Source organism: Blautia sp. LMAG:89, from assembly GCF_008679485.1.
Taxonomy (GTDB): Bacteria; Bacillota; Clostridia; order Lachnospirales; family Lachnospiraceae; genus Blautia_A; species Blautia_A fusiformis.
The window spans coordinates 349,640-369,661 of the sequence record NZ_NANC01000012.1 but is presented as its reverse complement, the minus strand read 5'-3'; the positions used below and the strand labels follow the sequence as shown (position 1 = coordinate 369,661).

Here is a 20,022-nt window from a genome sequence, read left to right as displayed (position 1 = left end):
GACCAATGACAAAACACATACATGGAGGAGACGTATATAAACATAAAGACTGCCTGGATTTTTCGGCAAATCTGAATCCTTTGGGAACACCGGAAAGTGTGAAGCAGGCCATTATCCACAGTCTGGATCATATTGCACAGTATCCCCAGGTGGGATGCGGCGTTCTCAGGGAAAGGATCGCAGAATCGGAAGGGGTAAAAGCGGAAGAGGTAATATGCGGTAACGGAGCAGCAGAAGTGATCTTTACGCTCTGTCACGCAGTAAAGCCAAAGCGGGCTCTGATCCCGGCGCCTACTTTTGCGGAATACGGACAGGCTCTGGCCAGTACTGGCTGTGAGCTGGAATATTACATGCTGACGGAAAATGACGGTTTTGTGCTCAGTGAAGCCTATCTGGATATCCTCCATAAGGGACTGGATATGGCTTTCTTATGTAACCCCAACAATCCTACCGGCATGCTGATCCCCCATAGGCTTCTGAAAAGGATCCTGGAAAAATGCAGAAAGCTGGATATCCTGCTGGTGGTAGATGAATGTTTCCTCGATTTTGTAAAGGAACCGGAAGAGTATTCTCTGAAGCATTCTCTTTCCGGGTTCAATAATCTTTTTATCCTGAAGGCATTTACAAAAAGATATGCCATGGCCGGTGTGCGGCTGGGCTATGGCCTCTGTTCTGACAGAAAGCTGATGGAAAGGATGGAGCTCTGCGTTCAGCCATGGAATGTTTCCACCATGGCCCAGGCAGCCGGGCTCCAGGCACTTACAGAGACGGAATATGTAGAGGAGGGAAGACAGCTTGTTTTTCGGGAGGCACAGTGGCTGAAGGATGAGCTGGTCCGCATTGGGTATAAAGTATTTCCGTCGGAAGCAAATTATATTTTCTTTAAAGGACCGGAGGAGCTCTTTGACTTCTGTCTGCGGAAGCGGATCCTGATCCGTGACTGCAGCAATTATCCGGGACTTACAAAGGAGTATTACCGGATCGCGGTAAAGCGCCATGAAGAAAATGTAAAACTGATCGAAGTACTTGAGGGAGGTATATTATGGCAAAAGCAATAATGGTGCAGGGAACCATGTCCAATGCCGGAAAAAGCCTGCTGGCTGCGGGACTTTGCAGGATCTTTAAGCAGGATGGATATCGTGTGGCTCCTTTTAAATCACAAAATATGGCACTGAATTCCTTTATTACAGAGGATGGTCTTGAGATGGGGCGGGCCCAGGTCATGCAGGCAGAGGCAGCCGGGATCAGGCCGTCTGTCCTGATGAATCCGATTCTTCTGAAGCCTACCAATGATGTAGGCTCCCAGGTGATCGTAAACGGAGAAGTTCTTGGAACCATGAGTGCCAGGGATTATTTCAAATATAAGAAGACCCTGGTTCCGGATGTGATGAAGGCATACAACGCTCTTGCAGCGGAAAACGATATCATTGTCATCGAAGGTGCGGGAAGCCCTGCCGAGATCAATCTCAAGGACGAGGATATTGTAAATATGGGTATGGCAAAGATGGCCAAGGCACCGGTCCTTCTTGTGGGTGATATTGACCGTGGAGGTGTTTTTGCCCAGCTGATCGGTACAGTGGAGCTTCTGGAGGACGATGAGAAGGCTATGGTAAAGGGTCTGATCATCAACAAATTCCGCGGAGATAAGACTATTCTGGACCCTGGTGTTGTTATGCTTGAGGAAAGAAGCGGGATCCCGGTGGTGGGTGTGGCGCCTTATCTGGATATCCAGGTGGAGGATGAGGACAGCCTGACGGAGCGTTTTGACCGGAAGCAGGAAGCCGGTGTCATTGATATCGCGGTGATCCGTACACCAAGGATTTCCAACTTTACGGATTTTAATCCTTTTGAGAGCATTCCCGGAGTTTCTCTCCGCTATGTAAAACACCCGAGAGATCTTCACTCTCCGGACATGATCATCCTTCCTGGAACCAAGAACACTATGAGTGATCTGATCTGGATGCGGGAAAGCGGAATGGAGGCAGCGGTTCTCAAGGAAGCCTCCAGAGGCAAGCTGATCTTTGGTGTCTGCGGCGGCTATCAGATGCTGGGCGAGACCTTAAGCGATCCTCATGGAGTTGAAAATGGCGGTTCCATGAAAGGAATGGGACTTCTTCCCATGGAAACGGTATTTGCCGAAAAGAAAACCAGGACCAGGGTGCAGGGGCATTTCGGTCAGCTGTCCGGTGTGTTTGCTCCTCTTTCCGGTGCGGAGATCGAGGGCTATGAGATCCATATGGGCGAAAGCATCCTGAAGGAGAATGCAGGAACAGCCACGAAGATCACAGACAGCGTCAGCGGTAAGAAAAAAGAAGAGGGTGCTTTTGCGGGAAATGTGTGCGGAACCTATATCCACGGTGTTTTCGATAAGGAAGCATCTGCAGAGGCGATCATCCGCGTGATCGGCGAGAAAAAAGGTATTGATGTGGAAAATATGACAGGCGTGGATTTTGCGGCATTTAAGGAACAGCAGTATGATATCCTGGCTGCAGAGCTGCGGAAGCATCTGGATATGAAAAAAATCTATGAGATACTGGAAAACGGGATTACGGAGGAAGAATAGAAATGAAAGTTGAGCTTGAAAATGTAAAACCCATGGAGATCGAAAAAAGAAGCTTTGAGATCATCACAGAAGAGCTGGGGGATACTCCCCTGATCCCGGGAACAGAGCTGATCGTAAAACGCTGCATCCACACAAGCGCAGATTTTGATTATGCAAAAAATCTCTGCTTCTCGGAGGGGGCAGTGGAGATGGCCATGGACGCCATCCGCAACGGTGCCTGCATCGTCACAGATACCCAGATGGCAAAGGCCGGGATCAACAAGCGTGCACTTGCCCGCTACGGCGGTGAGGCTTACTGCTTCATGTCCGATGAGGATGTGGCTGCCCTTGCAAAAAAGAACGGGACTACCAGAGCCACAGCCAGCATGGACAAGGCCGCAGAGATGGATAAAAAGCTGATCTTTGCCATTGGAAACGCACCTACCGCACTGGTACGTCTTTATGAGCTTATTGAGAACGGAAAGCTTTCTCCTGAGCTGATCATCGGTGTGCCGGTAGGCTTTGTGAATGTTGTGCAGTCCAAGGAGCTGATCATGCACGCAGATGTGCCTTATATTGTGGCAAAAGGACGCAAGGGTGGAAGCAACATTGCTGCGTGCATTGTAAATGCCCTGCTCTACATGATCGATAACCGGAGAGATTAGGAGCCGGTAACCTCCTTCAGAAGCTGACAGGCAGGCAGAAAATCCTTGGATGGAATGGAGGAGCAGGAGAGGACCAGGGTGACCTCGGCTCCGTTTTCTCTGAGAACCTCCAGTCCCAGACCACGGTTCCGGGCTCTGTCTGTCAGTTCACTGCCTGTGAGAGAACAGGGAAGAGTAAGGGCAAGGCTGGTTCCTGCGGCTCCTGTTTGGATCTGGCAGTCCTGGCCGAAGGTTTCCCGGACAGCCTGGGAAAGAGCCTTCAGCTTCTGGGAATAAAGGCGGCGGAGCTTTCTTGTCTGGGAAGCCAGATGCCCGTCGCGGATAAACTGGCAGAGCGCGATCTGTTCTGCCTTGGAAGCAGTCTGATTATAAAAGGCTGCTTTTTTTGTATATTTTTCCCGGAGAGAGCGCGGCAGTACCATGAAGCTGACACGGATGGAGGGCAGCAGCAGCCTGGAAAAGGAACCGATATAGACAACGTTTTCACCACCTGCAAGACCGAAAAGTGAAGGCGTCGGCTTCTGGAAATAAACAAATTCGTTTTCGAAATCATCCTCAATGATCAGATGGTCATTGATCTCTGCATGACGGATCAGCTCCAGGCGTCGTTTTACCGGCATGATCTCGCCCCATTTCGTCATGTGAGCAGGAGAAACATAGATCACATCGCAGCTTTTGTCCCGGTAATGGACATCAAAGCCGTAATCCTGAAAGATGGTGCTGCATGTGGTGAAGGACGGTGTGGGGAACGAAACGGTTTTCCGTTCATGGATCAGAGGGCAGAGGATCTGGAGAAGGGGCTGGAGACCGGCCCCTACTACAATGTCATCCGGGGAGCAGATCACATTTCTGCGTTCCCGGATATAGTCTGCGAGAACCTCCCGGAAATCGCTTTCGCCCTGGGGTTCGCCATAAGAAAGCATACGGTCGCCCTGGCGGAGGGCACTTTTGATGTAACGCTGCCACAGATCAAAACGGAAGCTTTCCCGGTCAACACCGGAAGAAGCAAAATCATAAAGGCAGGGCGTGATATCCTTATCCTGTTTTTCGGGGGTGAGCAGATGCTGCTTGGAAGCAATGCCGGTGACATAATAGCCGCTTTGTGCCCTAGCGATGATATAGCCGTCTGCTGCCAGCAGAAGATAGGCATTTTCGATGGTGGTACGGCTCAGCTTCAGCTCCTGGGCGCATTTGCGAAGGGAGGGCATTTTGCTTCCGGGAAGGAGACGGCCTTCCAGGATCAGCTTCCGGTAATAGTGATAAACCTCCAGATAAAGGTGTTCTTTTTTGTGTTCTGCAGATATATTTAACATAAGTATGATGATTTCCTTCCAAAAATGATTGCGTAAACCTGACAGTTCATTCTATAATATTACAGAAAAAAACTCAAGACTGGAGAATTACCATGAAAAAAATAGCAGTGATCAATGATCTTTCCGGGCTGGGGAAATGTTCACTGACAGCAGCGATCCCGGTGATCTCGGTGATGGGAGTCCAGGCGTGTCCACTTCCCACCGCTGTTTTAAGCAACCAGACCGGTTATGAAAGTTATTTCTGTGAGGATTTCACAGAGCATATGGAACCATATATGGAGCAGTGGAAAAAAAGAGGATTTTTCCCGGATGGGATCTATACAGGATTTCTTTCTGATGATAAGCAGGCAGACAGGATTCTGAAATTTATGGACGCGTTTGCAGGAAAGGATACTCTGATCCTTACAGATCCGGTGATGGGGGATGACGGCGCGGTTTATCCGATCTATACAGAAGAGCTCCGCAGCCGGTTCTGCGAACTGACACGCCGTTCCTATGTGATCACACCGAACCTTACGGAAGCCCTCCTTCTTCTCTACGGAAAAGAAAAAATGGAGGAGATCTGGAATAAACTGCAAAAGGTATCAGAGGCCCGGCGGATGGAAGAGATCCGGGAGATCGGGTGCGGACTTGCCCGGAAATTTTCACTTCCTGCCGTTGTGATCACCGGAGTGGATCACAGGGAGGAGGGGCAGCCTCTGAAAATGGGGAATCTTGTCCTGGAAAACGGAAACAGCTCCTGGGTATTTGCAGAGAAATCCGGCGGAAGCTATTCCGGGACAGGAGATCTTTTTGCATCCGTGCTCAGTGCAGGGCTGGTAAAAAGATATTCCATGAAAACCTGTGCAGAGCTGGCCGTGGATTTTATCTCGGCATCGATCCGGGATGCGGTGGAGGAAGGAACAGACCGTAACGATGGTGTATGCTTTGAACAGCATCTCGGCATGCTGCTTCCATAAAAACATAAGGGGATAAAAAAGAGCTGACCGTCAGGCCAGCTCTTCCCATTTTTCATAAAGCTCTTCCAGTTCTTCAGCGATGGCTGCTTTTTCGCGGCTCAGCTTTGTACATTCCGCTACATTGGTGCAGACATCCGGAAGGACCATGGTTTCGTCGATCTCGCTGTCTCTTGTTTCCAGCTCTTCGATACGGGCTTCGACTTTTTTCAGCTCGGCTTCCCGTTTTCGTTTCTTTGCCTGTTCTTCCTTCATCTGCTGCCAGGAAAGCTTGTTCTCGGAAACCGATTTTTCTTCGGCAGGTGACTCCGGAGAAGTGCTTCCCGGTGCATAGGTACTGGTCAGCTCCTCCTTCTTTTCCAGATAGTAATCATAATCACCGATGTAATTTACCACTGCCTGGTTTGTCAGCTCCATGATCCTGGTCGCAGTCTGATTGATAAAGTAACGGTCATGGGATACATAAAGGACTGTGCCGGTGTAGCTGACCAGTGCTTCCTCCAGGATCTCCTTGGAGGCAATATCCAGATGGTTGGTAGGCTCGTCAAGGATCAGGAAGTTGGCTTCGGAAAGCATCAGCTTTGCAAGGGAAACACGGCCTCTTTCTCCACCGGAAAGTGCGGAGATCTCCTTGAAAACATCATCTCCGGTAAAGAGAAATGCGGCAAGCATATTTCGGATCTCGGTCTCTGTGAGAGTCGGATAAGTATCGGAGATCTCCTGGAAAATTGTCTTGTCCATATGCAGAACATGATGTTCCTGATCGTAATAACCGATCTGCACCTTGGAACCAAGGGAAAATTTGCCGGCATCTGCCTCAATAAGACCGTTGATGATCTTCAGCATGGTGGTCTTTCCGGTTCCGTTGTTTCCGATCAGTGCCACACGCTCGCCGCGTTTGATATCAAAGGAGATATCGGAGAACAGGGTCTGTCCCGGAAAGGCCTTGGAAAGCGCTTCCACGTGGAGCACATCGTTTCCGCTTAACACCCGTGGTTCCAGCGAGATACGCATCCGGTCCTGGAGCTCAAGAGGCTTTTCGATCCTCTGTACACGGTCCAGCATTTTTTCACGGCTTTCCGCACGCTTGATGGATTTTTCACGGTTAAAGGATTTCAGCTTGGCGATAACGGCTTCCTGATGCTTGATATCCCGCTGCTGATTTAAGTATGCCTTGTACTGTGCGTCACGAAGCTGAGCCTTCTTGAGAGCATAGGCAGAGTAGTTGCCGCTGTATACGCGGGTCTGTCCGGCTTCGATCTCAATGACCTTGGTGACCACCTTATCCAGAAAATAACGGTCATGGGAGACGATAAAAACAGCTCCCGGATAATTCAGAAGATAAGTTTCCAGCCAGGAGATGCTTTCCATATCCAGGTGATTGGTTGGCTCATCCAGAAGCAGGATATCCGGCTTGGAAAGAAGCATCTTGCCCAGCGCCACGCGTGTTTTCTGACCGCCGGAAAGAGTTTCGATCTGCTTGTCATAATCTTCCTCCGTGAAGCCGAGACCCTTTAAGACACCGGTCAGCTCACTTTTGTAAGCGTATCCGTTCTCCAGCTCAAACTGATGGGTCAGGCGGGTATAGGTTTCCATCAGACGGTTCAGCTCATCACCGGTCACCGTGTTCATTTCCTGTTCCATATTGCGGATACGGCGTTCCATATCGATGATGTGCTGCTTTGTGGTAAGAAGCTCCTCGTAGATGGTATGATGTCCGTGGATATCTTGGTACTGGGCAAGATAGCCGATATTTTTATCCCGGGCAAGCACCACGGTACCGGAATCAGCAGAAAGCTCCTGCATGATGATCCGCAGCAGTGTGGTCTTTCCTGCACCGTTGCATCCGATCAGAGCAGCCTTTTCACGATCTTCAATGTGAAAGGATGCATCATTTAAAATTACTTTTTCGCCAAAGGCCTTGCATATATTCTGACATGATAAAATCATAAAAACTGTCCTCCTGTATAAAGAATCACCCCTGTTTATGCCTGAACAGGGAAAAATCCTCCACCTATTATAACGGAAACTGCCGGGATTTCAAAGAAAAAATCAATTATTAGAAAAATTATAAAGAAATTTGTACAGAATAGACAACTTTAATTGACAGGAAAATGTCAATTCGTTATAATTAACCTAGTGTAAGGTAAGGAGGAAAACTATCGTGGAGACAAAACAAATCTCGAAAGCGGTGATTAAGCGTCTGCCACGCTATTACCGCTACTTAGGAGAGCTGATGGAAGACAATGTAGAACGTATTTCTTCCAATGAGTTAAGTAAGAAGATGCATACCACAGCTTCTCAGATCCGTCAGGATCTTAATAATTTCGGCGGTTTTGGGCAGCAGGGGTATGGCTATAATGTACATTATCTTTATACAGAGATCGGTAAGATCCTGGGACTGGATACCGTTCATCCGATGATCATCCTGGGTGCTGGTAATCTGGGACAGGCACTTGCCAATTATGTGGATTTTGAGAAGCGTGGCTTCAGGCTGGTTGGTATCTTTGACGTAAATCCTGTGCTTGAGGGCATCGCAGTCCGTGGACTTGAGATCCAGATGCTCAGTGAGCTTCCGTTTTTCCTGAGAGAGAATAACGTGGAGATCGCGATTCTGACACTTCCCAAGAATAAAGCCAAGGAAATGGCAGATATCCTGGTGGAGAACGGGATCAAGGCAATCTGGAATTTTGCACATCTCGATCTTGAGACACCGGATGATGTGATCGTAGAGAACGTTCATCTTTCCGAGAGTCTGATGACACTGTCTTATAATCTCAGTAAATACAGGCAGGAACATGTGGATAAGTAAGAATTGTTAAGCTGCCGGAAACGGCAGCTTTCTCTATGATAGAGGGGAGGCAGAAGACAGAATGAAGAAGCTTGTTACCTGCAAAGAAATGAAGGATCTGGACTCCACAACGATCCGTGAGATCGGAGTTCCCTCCGAGGTTCTGATGGAGCGGGCAGCACTGAAGGTGGTAGAGGAAACAGAAAAGTATCTCCAGAAGGACGAAAGGATCCTGGTAGTTTGCGGAAGCGGAAATAATGGCGGTGACGGTATCGCTGTTGCCAGATTGTTCCATCTGAAGGGAATCCGGGTAGAGTTTTATATGGTCGGAAACAAAGATAAAATGACCAGAGAGACAGCTCTTCAGTATAAGATCGCTTCCGGTTATCGTGTCCCGGAGGTGAATAACCCGCAGTGGAGTGAATATACTACTATAGTAGATGCCGTGTTTGGGGTAGGCCTGACGCGTCCGATCGAGGGGCATTATGCTGATATCATCCATGAGATGAACAGTGCGAGGGCCAAAAAGATCGCAGTTGACATCCCGTCAGGAGTGAACGGAGATACTGGCCTGGAAATGGGAATTGCCTTCAGCGCCGATCTGACTGTCACATTTGCCTACCGGAAAAGAGGCCTTTGCTTTTATCCGGGAAGACTGTATGCAGGAAGGATCGTTACCGCCGATATCGGGATCTATGAGCAGGAAGCTGTGACTGCATCTGCCGCCTGTCTGGAAAATAAAGATCTGAAGCTGTTTCCGGAACGTGATCCCGGCGGAAACAAGGGTACCTTCGGAAAAGTGCTCTTTGTGACCGGAAGTGAGGGAATGTGCGGAGCCGCTTATTTAAGCGCCAGTGCAGCACTTCGTGCCGGTGCGGGAATGGTAAAGATCCAGACTGTGGAAGCCAACAGGATCCCACTGCAGATACTCCTTCCGGAGGCTATGGTCTGCAGCCGCTTTGATCAGGAATCCAATGAACAGCTTCTATCCTGGTGTGATATGATCGTGATCGGACCGGGACTTGGAACATCAGTGGCCAGCCGTGAGAGAGAACAGTGGTTTCTCACGGCGGCTGCCCGGGAGAAAAAGCCGCTGATCCTGGATGCGGACGGCCTGAACCTTCTGGCTGCACATCCACAGTGGTATCAGTATCTGGGAGAGCATGTAGTCCTGACACCGCATATCGGAGAAATGAGCCGGCTCAGTGGCAGAACGATCCAGGAGATCCAGCATGAGATCGCAGATACTGCACTGAAATGTGCTGCGAAAACAGGCTCTGTGTGCGTATTGAAGGATGCATGTACGGTGATCGCAGATGAGAAAGGCCAGATGTATCTGAATCTTTCCGGTAATTCCGGAATGGCAACTGCAGGAAGCGGAGATGTGCTTTCCGGGATCCTGGCAGCAGTGTTATGTATGTATCTGAAAACGGAGGAACAGCCTCCCATGGTTTTAAAGGCCGCGTTAGGTGTTTATCTTCACGGACTTTGCGGTGATCTTGCAGCCGCTGAAAAAGGAATGCGCAGTATGCTGGCAGGAGATATCATAGAATATCTGCCCAAGGCATTAGCTATAGGTGAAGAGGAGTCGGGATTATGAAAAAATACGAGAGAGTAAAAGCACTGGTATCACTGGATGCCATTGCCCACAATTTTGAGGAAATGCATAAAAATGTCAAAGAAGGGACAAAGATCATCGCTGTGATCAAGGCAGACGGTTATGGTCATGGTGCCAGAGCTATTGCCCGTCTGATCCAGGACTATGACTATATCTGGGGATTTGCAACAGCTACTGCAGAGGAGGCACTGGAGCTTCGGCATGCAGGGATCACCAAGCCTGTCCTGATCCTTGGCCTTGTATTTGAGGAATATTATGAGGAGCTTGCAGCCAATGATATCCGGATCACCATATCGGATCTTAATACAGCAGCAGAATATGCAAAAGCAGGTGCACGCATTGGAAAAAATGTACATATTCATCTGGCTCTGGATACGGGAATGACAAGGATCGGATATGCGGATATTCCGGAAAATGCGATAAAGATCGAAAAAATCTCAAAAATCCCGAATCTGGTGATCGAGGGAATGTTTACCCATTTTGCCAGGGCGGATGAGACCGACCGTTCTCCTGCACTGGTGCAGCTGGACCGTTATCTCCGTTTTGCAGAGCTTCTGGAAAAAAGAGGTGTTCATATTCCGGTACGTCACTGCTCCAACAGTGCAGGTATCATCCGTGTTCCGGAAGCAAATCTCAATGTCGTTCGTGCCGGTATCACCATTTACGGTATTTATCCGTCAGAGGAGGTAGAACGTGATATTGTGAAGCTGACACCTGCAATGGAGCTGAAAAGTCATGTATCCTATGTGAAAAATGTGGAACGTGGAACAGCGGTAAGCTATGGAGGAACGTTTGTTACAGAACGCTTTACCAGAATGGCAACGATCCCCGTAGGTTATGCAGATGGCTATCCGAGACAGCTTTCCAATAAGGGCTGGGTCCTGATCCGGGGCAAAAAAGCTCCGATCCTCGGACGGGTCTGCATGGATCAGTTTATGGTTGATGTCACAGATATCCCGGAGGTGAAGGCCGGGGACGAGGTCACCCTGATGGGAAGAGATGGAGAGGAATTTATCAGTGTGGAAACACTGGGAGATCTTTCTGGAAGATTTTCCTATGAATTTGTCTGCGGGATCAGTAAACGTGTTCCGCGGGTTTATATCAAAGACGGTAAGGAATGCGGAGAAGAGGAGAGCTTTTTCCAGTAGATCCGTAAATACCCGGATCCGGAAAACGCCGGGTCAGACATAAGGCCGGTAAAAAAGTACCACGCATGGTATACACAAAGAAATTGTGGAAATACTTATCTGTAAAAAGGAATACGGCTTGCAAATAAGCCGGACCAGAATCGGAGTGTGAATTGTGTGGTTATAAAAAGAGGGGATATTTTTTACGCGGACTTAAGACCTGTAGTGGGCAGTGAACAGGGCGGCATCCGTCCGGTGCTGATCATCCAGAACGATGTGGGCAACCGTCACAGTCCCACAGTAATCTGTGCGGCAATTACATCAAAAATGAATAAGGCAAAGCTGCCGACACATATTGAGATCGATGCATCCGCCTACGGGATCGAAAAGGATTCCGTGATCCTTCTGGAACAGCTCCGCACCATCGACAAGCGGCGTCTGAAGGATAAGGTGTGTCATCTGGACAGTGCTATGCTTGATAAGGTGAATCATGCGCTTGAGATCAGTCTGGAACTGACTTTTTAGGGGAACATGAGGAATTTTGACCGGTTTGTTTTCTGATTCTTGACGAAATCTTTTATAAGTGCTATATTAAACCGAGTTGCAATTATGTAAAACGGTACCCAAAATGAGCAGGGCACGAAAGAAAATATACGGTAACAAGGAGAGGAAGATACCATGTCAGGACATTCAAAATTTGCCAACATCAAACATAAGAAAGAGAAAAATGATGCCAAGAAGGGTAAGATCTTCACAGTCATCGGCCGTGAGATCGTTATGGCAGTAAAGGCCGGCGGCCCGGATCCTGCAAACAACAGCAAGCTTCGTGATGTCATCGCAAAAGCAAAAGCGAACAACATGCCGAACGATACGATCGATCGTGGAATCAAGAAGGCAGCAGGTGCGGATTCTGCAGACAGCTACGAGAAGGCTGTATATGAGGGATATGGTCCGAACGGTGTTGCTATTATCGTAGAGACTCTTACAGATAACAAGAACCGTACTGCAGGTAATGTACGTAACGCGTTTACCAAGGGTAACGGAAGCATCGGAACACAGGGATGCGTATCCTTTATGTTCGACCAGAAGGGCCAGATCATCATCGATAAGGAAGAGCTTGAGGATGAGTGCGGCGAGATGGATGCGGACGAGCTGATGATGACAGCTCTGGATGCAGGTGCTGAGGACTTCAACGAGGAAGAGGACAGCTTTGAGATCATCACAGCACCGGACGATTTCAGTGCTGTACGTGAGGCTCTTGAGAAAGCCGGAATCCCGCTTGTAGAAGCACAGATCGCCATGATCCCGCAGACCTATGTGGAGCTGACGGATGATCAGGCTATCAAGGATCTTCACAGAACACTGGATCTTCTTGATGATGACGACGACGTTACTGACGTATGGACAAACTGGGACGAATGATCTCTGAATAGAAAGTAATATTTTGCATATAATACCTCCAGAATTTCAGATTCCGGAGGTATTTTTTTATGGAAAAACAGAGCGAAGAGAGAAAACAGAAGGAACTGGACCGGGAAGCGAGCCAGAACGAACAGATCCGGGAAACCGGGCAGGCAGTGCTCGATGGAAATTCCCGGAAGCATAAAGTGGAGCTTCTGACGGTGATCGGGGAAATCGAAGGTCATGAATCCGCGCCGTCTCACAGCAAAACAACCAAGTATGAGCATGTACTGCCAAAGCTGGCTCTCATTGAGGACGATGAGGAGATCGAGGGGCTTCTGATCCTTTTAAATACGGTAGGAGGAGATGTGGAGGCAGGGCTTGCCATTGCGGAGATGATCGCGTCTCTGAGTATCCCTACGGTTTCCCTGGTGCTGGGCGGGGGACATTCCATAGGTGTACCCATGGCGGTATCAGCAGATTATTCCTTTATCGTGCCAAGTGCTACCATGGTGGTCCATCCGGTGCGCCAGAACGGAATGTTCATCGGTGTGGCGCAGTCCTACCGCAATATGGAAAAGATCCAGGACCGGATCATTGCCTTTGTATCCGGACATTCACATATCACGGCAGAACGGATGGAGGAGCTGATGCTGGATACCTCTCAGCTTGTAAAAGATGTGGGGACTATGCTGGAGGGTGAGGAAGCGGTAAAGGAAGGACTCATCGATGAAGTAGGAGGGATCCGGGAGGCACTGGACCGATTGTATACTCTTATCGAAAGGAAAAAAACACAGAAATAACCAGTTTTGTATGTGGCTTTTGATGATGCTAGTTGCATAAGACTAACATGGTTGCGCTGTGCTGTGGTAAAGAAATTTGACAGAAATTGTAAATCTACTCTTGTCATATGCTGATTTTTAGCGTATTATTAATAAAGGTTTATAATTTGCGCGAGGAGGAAGACCATGTATAAGGTTTTAAAAGCTGAAACGCTGGCAGCTAAGATCCATCTTATGGTTGTGCATGCACCACGTGTGGCAAGCCACTGTCTGCCAGGACAATTTATCATTGTGAAACTTGACGAAAAGGGAGAGAGGATCCCGCTTACCATCTGCGATTACGATCGCGAGGCCGGTACAGTTACCATCGTATTCCAGGAGATCGGAGCATCTACCATTAAGATGTCCGCACTGAAGGCGGGAGATTCATTCCGTGATTTCGTAGGACCTCTGGGATGTCCGTCTGAGTTCGTTCATGAGGATATCGAAGAACTTAAGAAGAAAAAAATGGTATTCGTAGCCGGTGGTGTCGGTACCGCACCTGTTTATCCGCAGGTTAAATGGCTCCATGAGCACGGCATCACAGCGGATGTTATCCTTGGTTCCAAGACTAAGGATATGGTTATCCTTGAGAAAGAGCTTGGCGCTGTTTCCAATCTTTATGTTACAACAGATGACGGTTCCTATGGCCGTTCCGGTATGGTAACAAAGACTCTTGAGGATCTTGTGACAAACGAGGGCAAGCATTATGACGTCTGTGTAGCGATCGGACCGATGATTATGATGAAATTTGTCTGTCTTCTTACCAAGAAGCTTGGTATCCACACAATTGTCAGCATGAACCCGATCATGGTTGACGGAACCGGTATGTGCGGCGCTTGTCGTCTCCAGGTCGGTGATGAGATCAAATTTGCCTGCGTAGACGGACCGGAGTTCGACGGACATCTCGTTGATTTCGATCAGGCTATGAAGAGAAGCCAGATGTATAAGACCCAGGAGGGCCGTGCATTACTGAAGCTTCAGGAAGGCGATACCCACCACGGTGGATGCGGACATTGCGGAGGTGACAACTAATGGCAGATGCAAAAATGTTAAAAAAAGTTCCTGTAAGAGAGCAGGATCCGAAGGTACGTGCGACAAACTTCGAGGAAGTATGTCTTGGATATAATCAGGAAGAAGCAATGGAAGAGGCACAGAGATGCCTTGGCTGTAAGAAACCGAAATGTGTAGAGGGATGTCCGGTATCCATCAATATTCCGGGATTTATCGAGCACATCAAAGAAGGCAACATGGAAGAGGCTTACAAGGTGATCGGTTTATCTTCCGCACTTCCGGCTATCTGTGGTCGTGTATGTCCGCAGGAATCCCAGTGTGAGGGACAGTGTATCCGCGGTAAGAAGGGCGAGGCTGTTTCTATCGGTAAGCTGGAGAGATTCGTTGCAGACTATGCTCTGGAGCATGATATCAAACCTGCAGGAGCAGAGGTTAAGAACGGACATAAGGTTGCAGTGATTGGTTCCGGTCCATCCGGACTTACCTGTGCAGGTGACCTTGCAAAGGCAGGATACGATGTCACTGTATTCGAGGCTCTTCATGAGCTTGGCGGTGTTCTTGTTTACGGTATTCCGGAGTTCCGTCTTCCGAAGCAGAAGGTTGTTAAGAAAGAGATCGAGAAGGTCAAAGAGCTTGGCGTTAAATTCGAGACAAACGTTGTCATCGGTAAATCCACTACCATCGATCAGCTGATCGAGGATGAGGGCTTTGAGGCTGTATTCATCGGTTCCGGTGCAGGACTTCCGATGTTCATGGGTATCCCGGGTGAGAATGCAAGCGGTGTATTCTCTGCAAACGAGTACCTGACAAGAAGCAACCTCATGAAAGCATTCGATGATTCCTATGATACACCGATCGCAGCAGGCAAAAAGGTTGCAGTTGTCGGCGGTGGTAACGTTGCCATGGATGCTGCAAGAACAGCGCTGAGACTTGGTGCTGAGGTACATATCGTATACAGAAGAAGTGAGGCAGAGCTTCCTGCACGAGCAGAGGAAGTTCATCACGCTAAGGAAGAGGGCATCATCTTTGATCTTCTTACAAATCCGAAGGAGATCCTCGTTGATGAGAACGGCCACGTAAACGGTATGAAGGTTGTCAAGATGGAGCTTGGTGAGCCGGATGCATCCGGAAGAAGACGTCCGGTAGAGATTCCTGGTTCCGAGTATGATATGGATGTAGATACTGTCATCATGTCTCTTGGTACTTCACCGAACCCGCTGATCTCTTCCACAACCAAGGGCCTTGACATCAACAAGAGAAGATGTATCGTTGCCGAGGAAGAAACCGGTAAGACATCCAAGGACGGCGTATATGCCGGTGGTGATGCCGTTACAGGTGCAGCTACCGTAATCCTTGCCATGGGTGCAGGTAAAGCTGGTGCAAAAGGTATCGACGAATATCTGAAAAATAAATAAGCAGAAAGTCTGTTTATAAACAGATCCTCCGACTGTGTTTTCTGATGCAGCCGGAGGATCTTTTTTCTTGCAGATCAAAAAAGAACATTTGTTTGAAACTTTTGCCAAGTGAAGATTGTAAGTTTTACTCAGTTATGCTATAATGTGTTGGAAAAAATTTAAGAAAAGGAAATATCATTATGTCAGTGATACATGCGATTATATTGGGAATCATTCAGGGAATCACCGAATTTCTGCCGGTGAGCAGCTTCGGACATCTCTGTGGAGTGCAGGATCTTTTGGGCGGTACCAGAGGCTCCGGTGTGCTTTTTGAAGTGATGCTCCATCTGGGGACTATGATAGCTCTGATCCTTGTTTTTCTGAAGGACATCAAGAAGATCGGGATCGAGCTGATCGGAATGATACTGGATCTGATCGGAAATGCCAATATTTTTCTCTATAACCGTAGGACTGGGAAAGAGCTTACCTACGCAAAGATCATAAGCGGAACTTACCGGAAGCTTACTGCCCTGATCATGGTATCCACTATTCCTACAGTCCTGATCGGATATCAGTGCAAACGACTTGTTGTGCGAAGCGCATCCTCACACATGTTTTCCGGGATCGGAATCCTTCTTACAGGGGTGATCCTCCTTGTTGTGGACTACAGTAATGTCAATGGCAGCAAGGGAACAAAAGAAACCAGCTTCGGAGATGCTATGTGGATGGGTATCTGCCAGGGTCTTTCTGTGTTTCCGGGACTTTCCAGGCTTGGACTTACCATGAGCGCAGGACTTTTCTGCGGCCTCGGACGGAAGTTTGCAGTGAAATATTCGCTGCTGATGAGCATTCCGGCTGTGGTGGGAGCTTTTTTTGTGGAGATGGGAGAGTTCACTTCTGTTCATATGACTGTTGGCCAGGGATTTACTTATGTTCTTGGAATGATCGTGGCCGGGATCACAGGCTATCTGGTGATCCGTTTTATGCTTAAGCTTTCGAATCAGGTCAGACTGCGTTATTTTGCATTTTATTCTTTTGCAGCCGGAATCCTTATTCTGGCAGCGAATTATATTTGATATCAACTGGGAGGAGTCTGACAATGGCAGCTTCAAAAACGACAAAAAAAAGAAAAAGAAAACCTGCGGCGAAGCAGCAGCCTGTCGGTAACCGCTTTCAGACAGAGATCCTGATCCTTGTGATGTTTGCGGCCTGCCTGATCCTGATGATCAGTGCATTTGGTATGGGAGGGATCGTAGGAAATGCCATCAGTGCCGTATGCTTTGGCATCATGGGACTTTGTGCATATATTTTCCCAATCCTGCTTTTTGCTGGAGTTACGTTCCTGATCGTGAACAATACCAACCGCCTTGCCTACAAAAAGGTACTGGCGGGCGTGGTATTTTTTGTGTTCCTCTGCGGCTTTCTTCAGCTGATCACAGAGGGCTATACGCCAAGTACCACGTTTTCGGATTATTATTCACTGAGTTCGGAATACCGTACCGGCGGTGGAGTATTCGGTGGTGCAGTATGTATTTCCACAGCATCCGCTTTTGGCGTTGTGGGCGGAACTGTGATCATCGTTCTGGTGCTTCTTGTGTCTCTGATCATCATAACACAGAGATCCTTCTTCGGATTTATGAATAAGATCCTGGACTTTTTTACAGATGCAGCAAGAGAGGGCAGAGAAGCTTATCTTGAGGGACAGCCGGACAGAGAAAAGCAGAAGGAGCTTCGCAGAAAGATCCGTGCGGAAAAAAGAGCGGAGAAGATCCGCCGGCTGGAAGAAGAGCTGGAGGAAGAAGAACTTGCCCTTACAGAGAAAGATCCGGAAAATATCTCAAAAAAACAAAAGAAAAAAACAAGAAGATCGCAGAAAGAAAGACAGGCTGCGGTGAAGGCGAACCGGGAAGGAGAATTTAATCTTCCTTCTTTCCTTGATGAACAAAAGGCTGTACTTCCGGCAGATACAGATCTGACAGAAGAGGATCCAGGGCTTGATGAGAAACCGGAGGAGCATGCTCAGCCGCTGGAATTCCAGATCCATCGTTCACAGTCCCAACCGGCCCGGGAAGAGTCGGAGGAGCCGGATTTCGAAAGAGAAATGCAGGAAGCCGAAGAGGAGGATGCTTATGCCGGCTACGAGGATGTGGATATTCCCGAGATGCAGCAGGTCCTGCCGTCAAAAACTGAGACAGCAGTAAAAGCTTCCCGGGAAACAGGAAAGGCAGCCGCTCCCGCTGAGATAAAAGAGGATCCTCAGCCGGAAGCTGAACAGAAGGCATCCCATCAGCCCTCCAGAAACCCGAAGTCATCTCAGACAGAGATCGAGCATGGGATCAGAAATATCCAGCATGAGATCAGCCAGGGAGAAGCTCCGGAGAAGAAACCATATCAGTATCCGCCGCTGAAGCTTCTGAAGCGCGGAGATGGCAGATCTCAGGGAGATTCCGATGCACATCTGCGCAAAACAGCGCAGAAGCTTCAGGAAACCCTGCATAATTTCGGCGTCAATGTAACCGTTACCAATGTGAGCTGCGGACCTACCGTTACCCGCTATGAGCTGCAGCCGGAAATGGGTGTGAAGGTCAGCAAGATCGTTGGTCTTTCCGATGATATCAAGCTGAATCTTGCTACACCGGATATCCGCATCGAAGCACCGATACCGGGAAAGGCAGCCGTGGGGATCGAGGTTCCGAACAAGGAGAACAGCCCGGTCATGCTGAGGGATCTTCTTCAGTCAGAGGAGTTTAAAAATGCAAAATCTAAGCTGTCCTTTGCAGCAGGTAAGGATATTGCAGGAAAACCGGTAGTGGCAGATATTGCTAAGATGCCGCATCTTCTTATCGCCGGAGCAACAGGCTCCGGAAAATCTGTCTGCATCAATACGCTGATCATCAGCATCCTTTATAAGGCTACACCGGATGAGGTGCGTCTGATCATGATCGATCCGAAGGTGGTGGAGCTCAGTGTATATAATGGGATCCCGCACCTGTTCATTCCGGTGGTCACAGATCCGAAGAAAGCGGCCGGTGCGCTGAACTGGGCTGTTTCCGAGATGACCAGTCGTTACAATGCCTTTGCGGAATATGGGGTACGTAATCTTGGAGAATATAACAAAAAGGTTGCTAATATGCGGGTCCCGGAGGGAGAAAAGGCACCTGAGAAGATGCCGCAGATCGTGATCATCGTGGACGAGCTTGCGGATCTTATGATGGTTGCGCCGGGAGAAGTTGAGGATGCGATCTGCCGTCTGGCCCAGCTGGCACGTGCAGCAGGTATCCATCTGATCATTGCTACCCAGAGGCCATCGGTCAATGTCATCACAGGTCTGATCAAGGCCAATATGCCGTCCAGGATCGCATTTTCCGTATCCTCCGGTGTGGATTCCAGGACGATCCTAGATATGAACGGTGCCGAGAAGCTTCTTGGCAAGGGCGATATGCTGTTTTATCCTCAGGGATATCAGAAGCCGGCCAGACTGCAGGGCGCTTTTGTTTCAGATGAGGAGGTCAGTGCAGTCGTAGAATATGTTTCTGACAAAAATCAGGGTGCTGTTTATGATACCTCCATCGAGAAGCAGGTCAATACAGCCGGTGTCCCGGGAGGAGCCGGCGGCGGTGACAGAGATGTCTATTTTACAGAAGCCGGTAAATTTATCATTGAGAAGGAAAAGGCCTCCATCGGTATGCTCCAGCGTATGTTCAAGATCGGATTTAACCGTGCGGCAAGGATCATGGATCAGCTTTGTGACGCAGGAGTGGTAGGTCCGGAGGAAGGAACCAAGCCAAGGAAGGTTTTGATGTCAGCAGAAGAATTTGAGAATTATCTGGAGGAGAACGGCGGATGAAAATAAGTATCCTGACAGTAGGGAAGATCAAGGAAAAATATCTGCGGGATGCCATTGCGGAGTATTCCAAGCGCCTCGGGCGTTACTGCAAGCTGGAGATCATAGAAGTGTCCGACGAAAAAACGCCGGATAATGCCAGCGAAACAGTAGAAGATGCCATTCGGAACAAGGAAGGGGAGCGTCTTCTTAAATATATCCGGGATGATGCGTTTGTGATCACTCTAGAGATCGGAGGCGAACAGCTGACCTCTGAGAACTTCGCACGGAAGATCAACGAGCTGGGAATACGTGGGACCAGCCATATCCAGTTTGTGATCGGCGGCTCTATCGGTCTTGGAAAAGAAGTACTGAAGAGATCAGACTATGCTTTAAGCTTTTCGAAGATGACATTTCCTCATCAGCTGATGCGTGTGATTCTTCTGGAACAGATCTACCGCAGCTATCGTATCATCAGCGGAGAGCCCTATCATAAATAATATCATACTACATATCCGCAAATATCTTGACAATTTTCGGATATGTAGTATGATAAA

General features: G+C 48.6%; 17 protein-coding genes. 15 read left to right on the top strand and 2 right to left on the bottom strand.

The window, feature by feature from the left end:
* Positions 1 to 5: 5 nt before the first annotated feature.
* The 3 genes from cobD to CCC70_RS14920 are packed head-to-tail and all read left to right on the top strand — an operon-like array spanning position 6 to position 3,207.
* A complete protein-coding gene (cobD, locus tag CCC70_RS14930) occupies positions 6 to 1,058 on the top strand; it encodes a threonine-phosphate decarboxylase CobD (protein WP_287085167.1) in 1,053 nt (350 codons plus the stop codon).
* Positions 1,043 to 2,563, top strand: coding sequence for a cobyric acid synthase (locus CCC70_RS14925; RefSeq protein ID WP_287085166.1), 1,521 nt, complete (start codon positions 1,043 to 1,045; stop codon positions 2,561 to 2,563). The genes cobD and CCC70_RS14925 overlap by 16 nt, the downstream gene beginning before the upstream one ends.
* A 2-nt stretch (positions 2,564 to 2,565) precedes the next feature.
* The gene (locus CCC70_RS14920) at positions 2,566 to 3,207 is read left to right on the top strand and encodes a precorrin-8X methylmutase (RefSeq protein ID WP_015524817.1); all 642 of its coding nucleotides are present in this window, start codon (positions 2,566 to 2,568) and stop codon (positions 3,205 to 3,207) included.
* Here CCC70_RS14920 and pdxR read toward each other — a convergent pair.
* Positions 3,204 to 4,520: a MocR-like pyridoxine biosynthesis transcription factor PdxR gene (gene pdxR, locus CCC70_RS14915; protein ID WP_114002416.1), complete on the bottom strand. Its 1,317-nt coding sequence runs from the start codon at positions 4,518 to 4,520 to the stop codon at positions 3,204 to 3,206. The genes CCC70_RS14920 and pdxR overlap by 4 nt on opposite strands.
* A gap of 92 nt (positions 4,521 to 4,612) precedes the next feature.
* Here pdxR and CCC70_RS14910 point away from each other — a divergent pair, with 92 nt between their 5' ends.
* Positions 4,613 to 5,479: a pyridoxamine kinase gene (locus CCC70_RS14910; RefSeq protein WP_021650560.1), complete on the top strand. Its 867-nt coding sequence runs from the start codon at positions 4,613 to 4,615 to the stop codon at positions 5,477 to 5,479.
* 30 nt (positions 5,480 to 5,509) lie between these two features.
* Here CCC70_RS14910 and CCC70_RS14905 read toward each other — a convergent pair whose 3' ends face one another.
* A complete protein-coding gene (locus tag CCC70_RS14905) occupies positions 5,510 to 7,426 on the bottom strand; it encodes an ABC-F family ATP-binding cassette domain-containing protein (RefSeq protein ID WP_270390742.1) in 1,917 nt (638 codons plus the stop codon).
* Positions 7,427 to 7,640: 214 nt separating this feature from the next.
* Between CCC70_RS14905 and CCC70_RS14900 the strand changes: the two genes are divergently transcribed.
* The 11 genes from CCC70_RS14900 to rlmH all read left to right on the top strand — a co-directional run bounded on the left by CCC70_RS14900 (position 7,641) and on the right by rlmH (position 19,965).
* Positions 7,641 to 8,288 (top strand): redox-sensing transcriptional repressor Rex, encoded by a 648-nt coding sequence (locus tag CCC70_RS14900; protein ID WP_021650558.1) that lies wholly within the window; start codon positions 7,641 to 7,643, stop codon positions 8,286 to 8,288.
* Positions 8,289 to 8,349: 61 nt separating this feature from the next.
* Complete coding sequence (locus CCC70_RS14895; RefSeq protein WP_278603552.1) at positions 8,350 to 9,867, top strand: NAD(P)H-hydrate dehydratase; 1,518 nt, start codon at positions 8,350 to 8,352, stop codon at positions 9,865 to 9,867.
* Positions 9,864 to 11,033, top strand: coding sequence for an alanine racemase (gene alr, locus CCC70_RS14890; protein WP_110102265.1), 1,170 nt, complete (start codon positions 9,864 to 9,866; stop codon positions 11,031 to 11,033). Before CCC70_RS14895 ends, alr begins: the two co-directional genes overlap by 4 nt.
* A gap of 156 nt (positions 11,034 to 11,189) precedes the next feature.
* Entirely contained in the window at positions 11,190 to 11,537 is a 348-nt protein-coding gene (locus CCC70_RS14885; RefSeq protein WP_021650556.1) for a type II toxin-antitoxin system PemK/MazF family toxin, read from the top strand.
* 153 nt (positions 11,538 to 11,690) lie between these two features.
* Complete coding sequence (locus CCC70_RS14880) at positions 11,691 to 12,434, top strand: YebC/PmpR family DNA-binding transcriptional regulator (protein WP_015524823.1); 744 nt, start codon at positions 11,691 to 11,693, stop codon at positions 12,432 to 12,434.
* Between the two features lie 68 nt (positions 12,435 to 12,502).
* Entirely contained in the window at positions 12,503 to 13,216 is a 714-nt protein-coding gene (locus tag CCC70_RS14875; protein ID WP_015524824.1) for a ClpP family protease, read from the top strand.
* 165 nt (positions 13,217 to 13,381) lie between these two features.
* On the top strand, positions 13,382 to 14,269 hold the full coding sequence (locus CCC70_RS14870) for a sulfide/dihydroorotate dehydrogenase-like FAD/NAD-binding protein (RefSeq protein WP_015524825.1): 888 nt from the start codon (positions 13,382 to 13,384) through the stop codon (positions 14,267 to 14,269).
* Positions 14,269 to 15,663 (top strand): NADPH-dependent glutamate synthase, encoded by a 1,395-nt coding sequence (gene gltA / locus CCC70_RS14865; protein WP_021650554.1) that lies wholly within the window; start codon positions 14,269 to 14,271, stop codon positions 15,661 to 15,663. Before CCC70_RS14870 ends, gltA begins: the two co-directional genes overlap by 1 nt.
* Positions 15,664 to 15,842: 179 nt before the next feature.
* Complete coding sequence (locus CCC70_RS14860) at positions 15,843 to 16,718, top strand: undecaprenyl-diphosphate phosphatase (protein WP_015524826.1); 876 nt, start codon at positions 15,843 to 15,845, stop codon at positions 16,716 to 16,718.
* 23 nt (positions 16,719 to 16,741) lie between these two features.
* Entirely contained in the window at positions 16,742 to 19,489 is a 2,748-nt protein-coding gene (locus CCC70_RS14855; protein ID WP_237971248.1) for an FtsK/SpoIIIE family DNA translocase, read from the top strand.
* Positions 19,486 to 19,965, top strand: coding sequence for a 23S rRNA (pseudouridine(1915)-N(3))-methyltransferase RlmH (rlmH, locus tag CCC70_RS14850; RefSeq protein ID WP_021650552.1), 480 nt, complete (start codon positions 19,486 to 19,488; stop codon positions 19,963 to 19,965). Before CCC70_RS14855 ends, rlmH begins: the two co-directional genes overlap by 4 nt.
* Positions 19,966 to 20,022 lie beyond the last annotated feature (57 nt).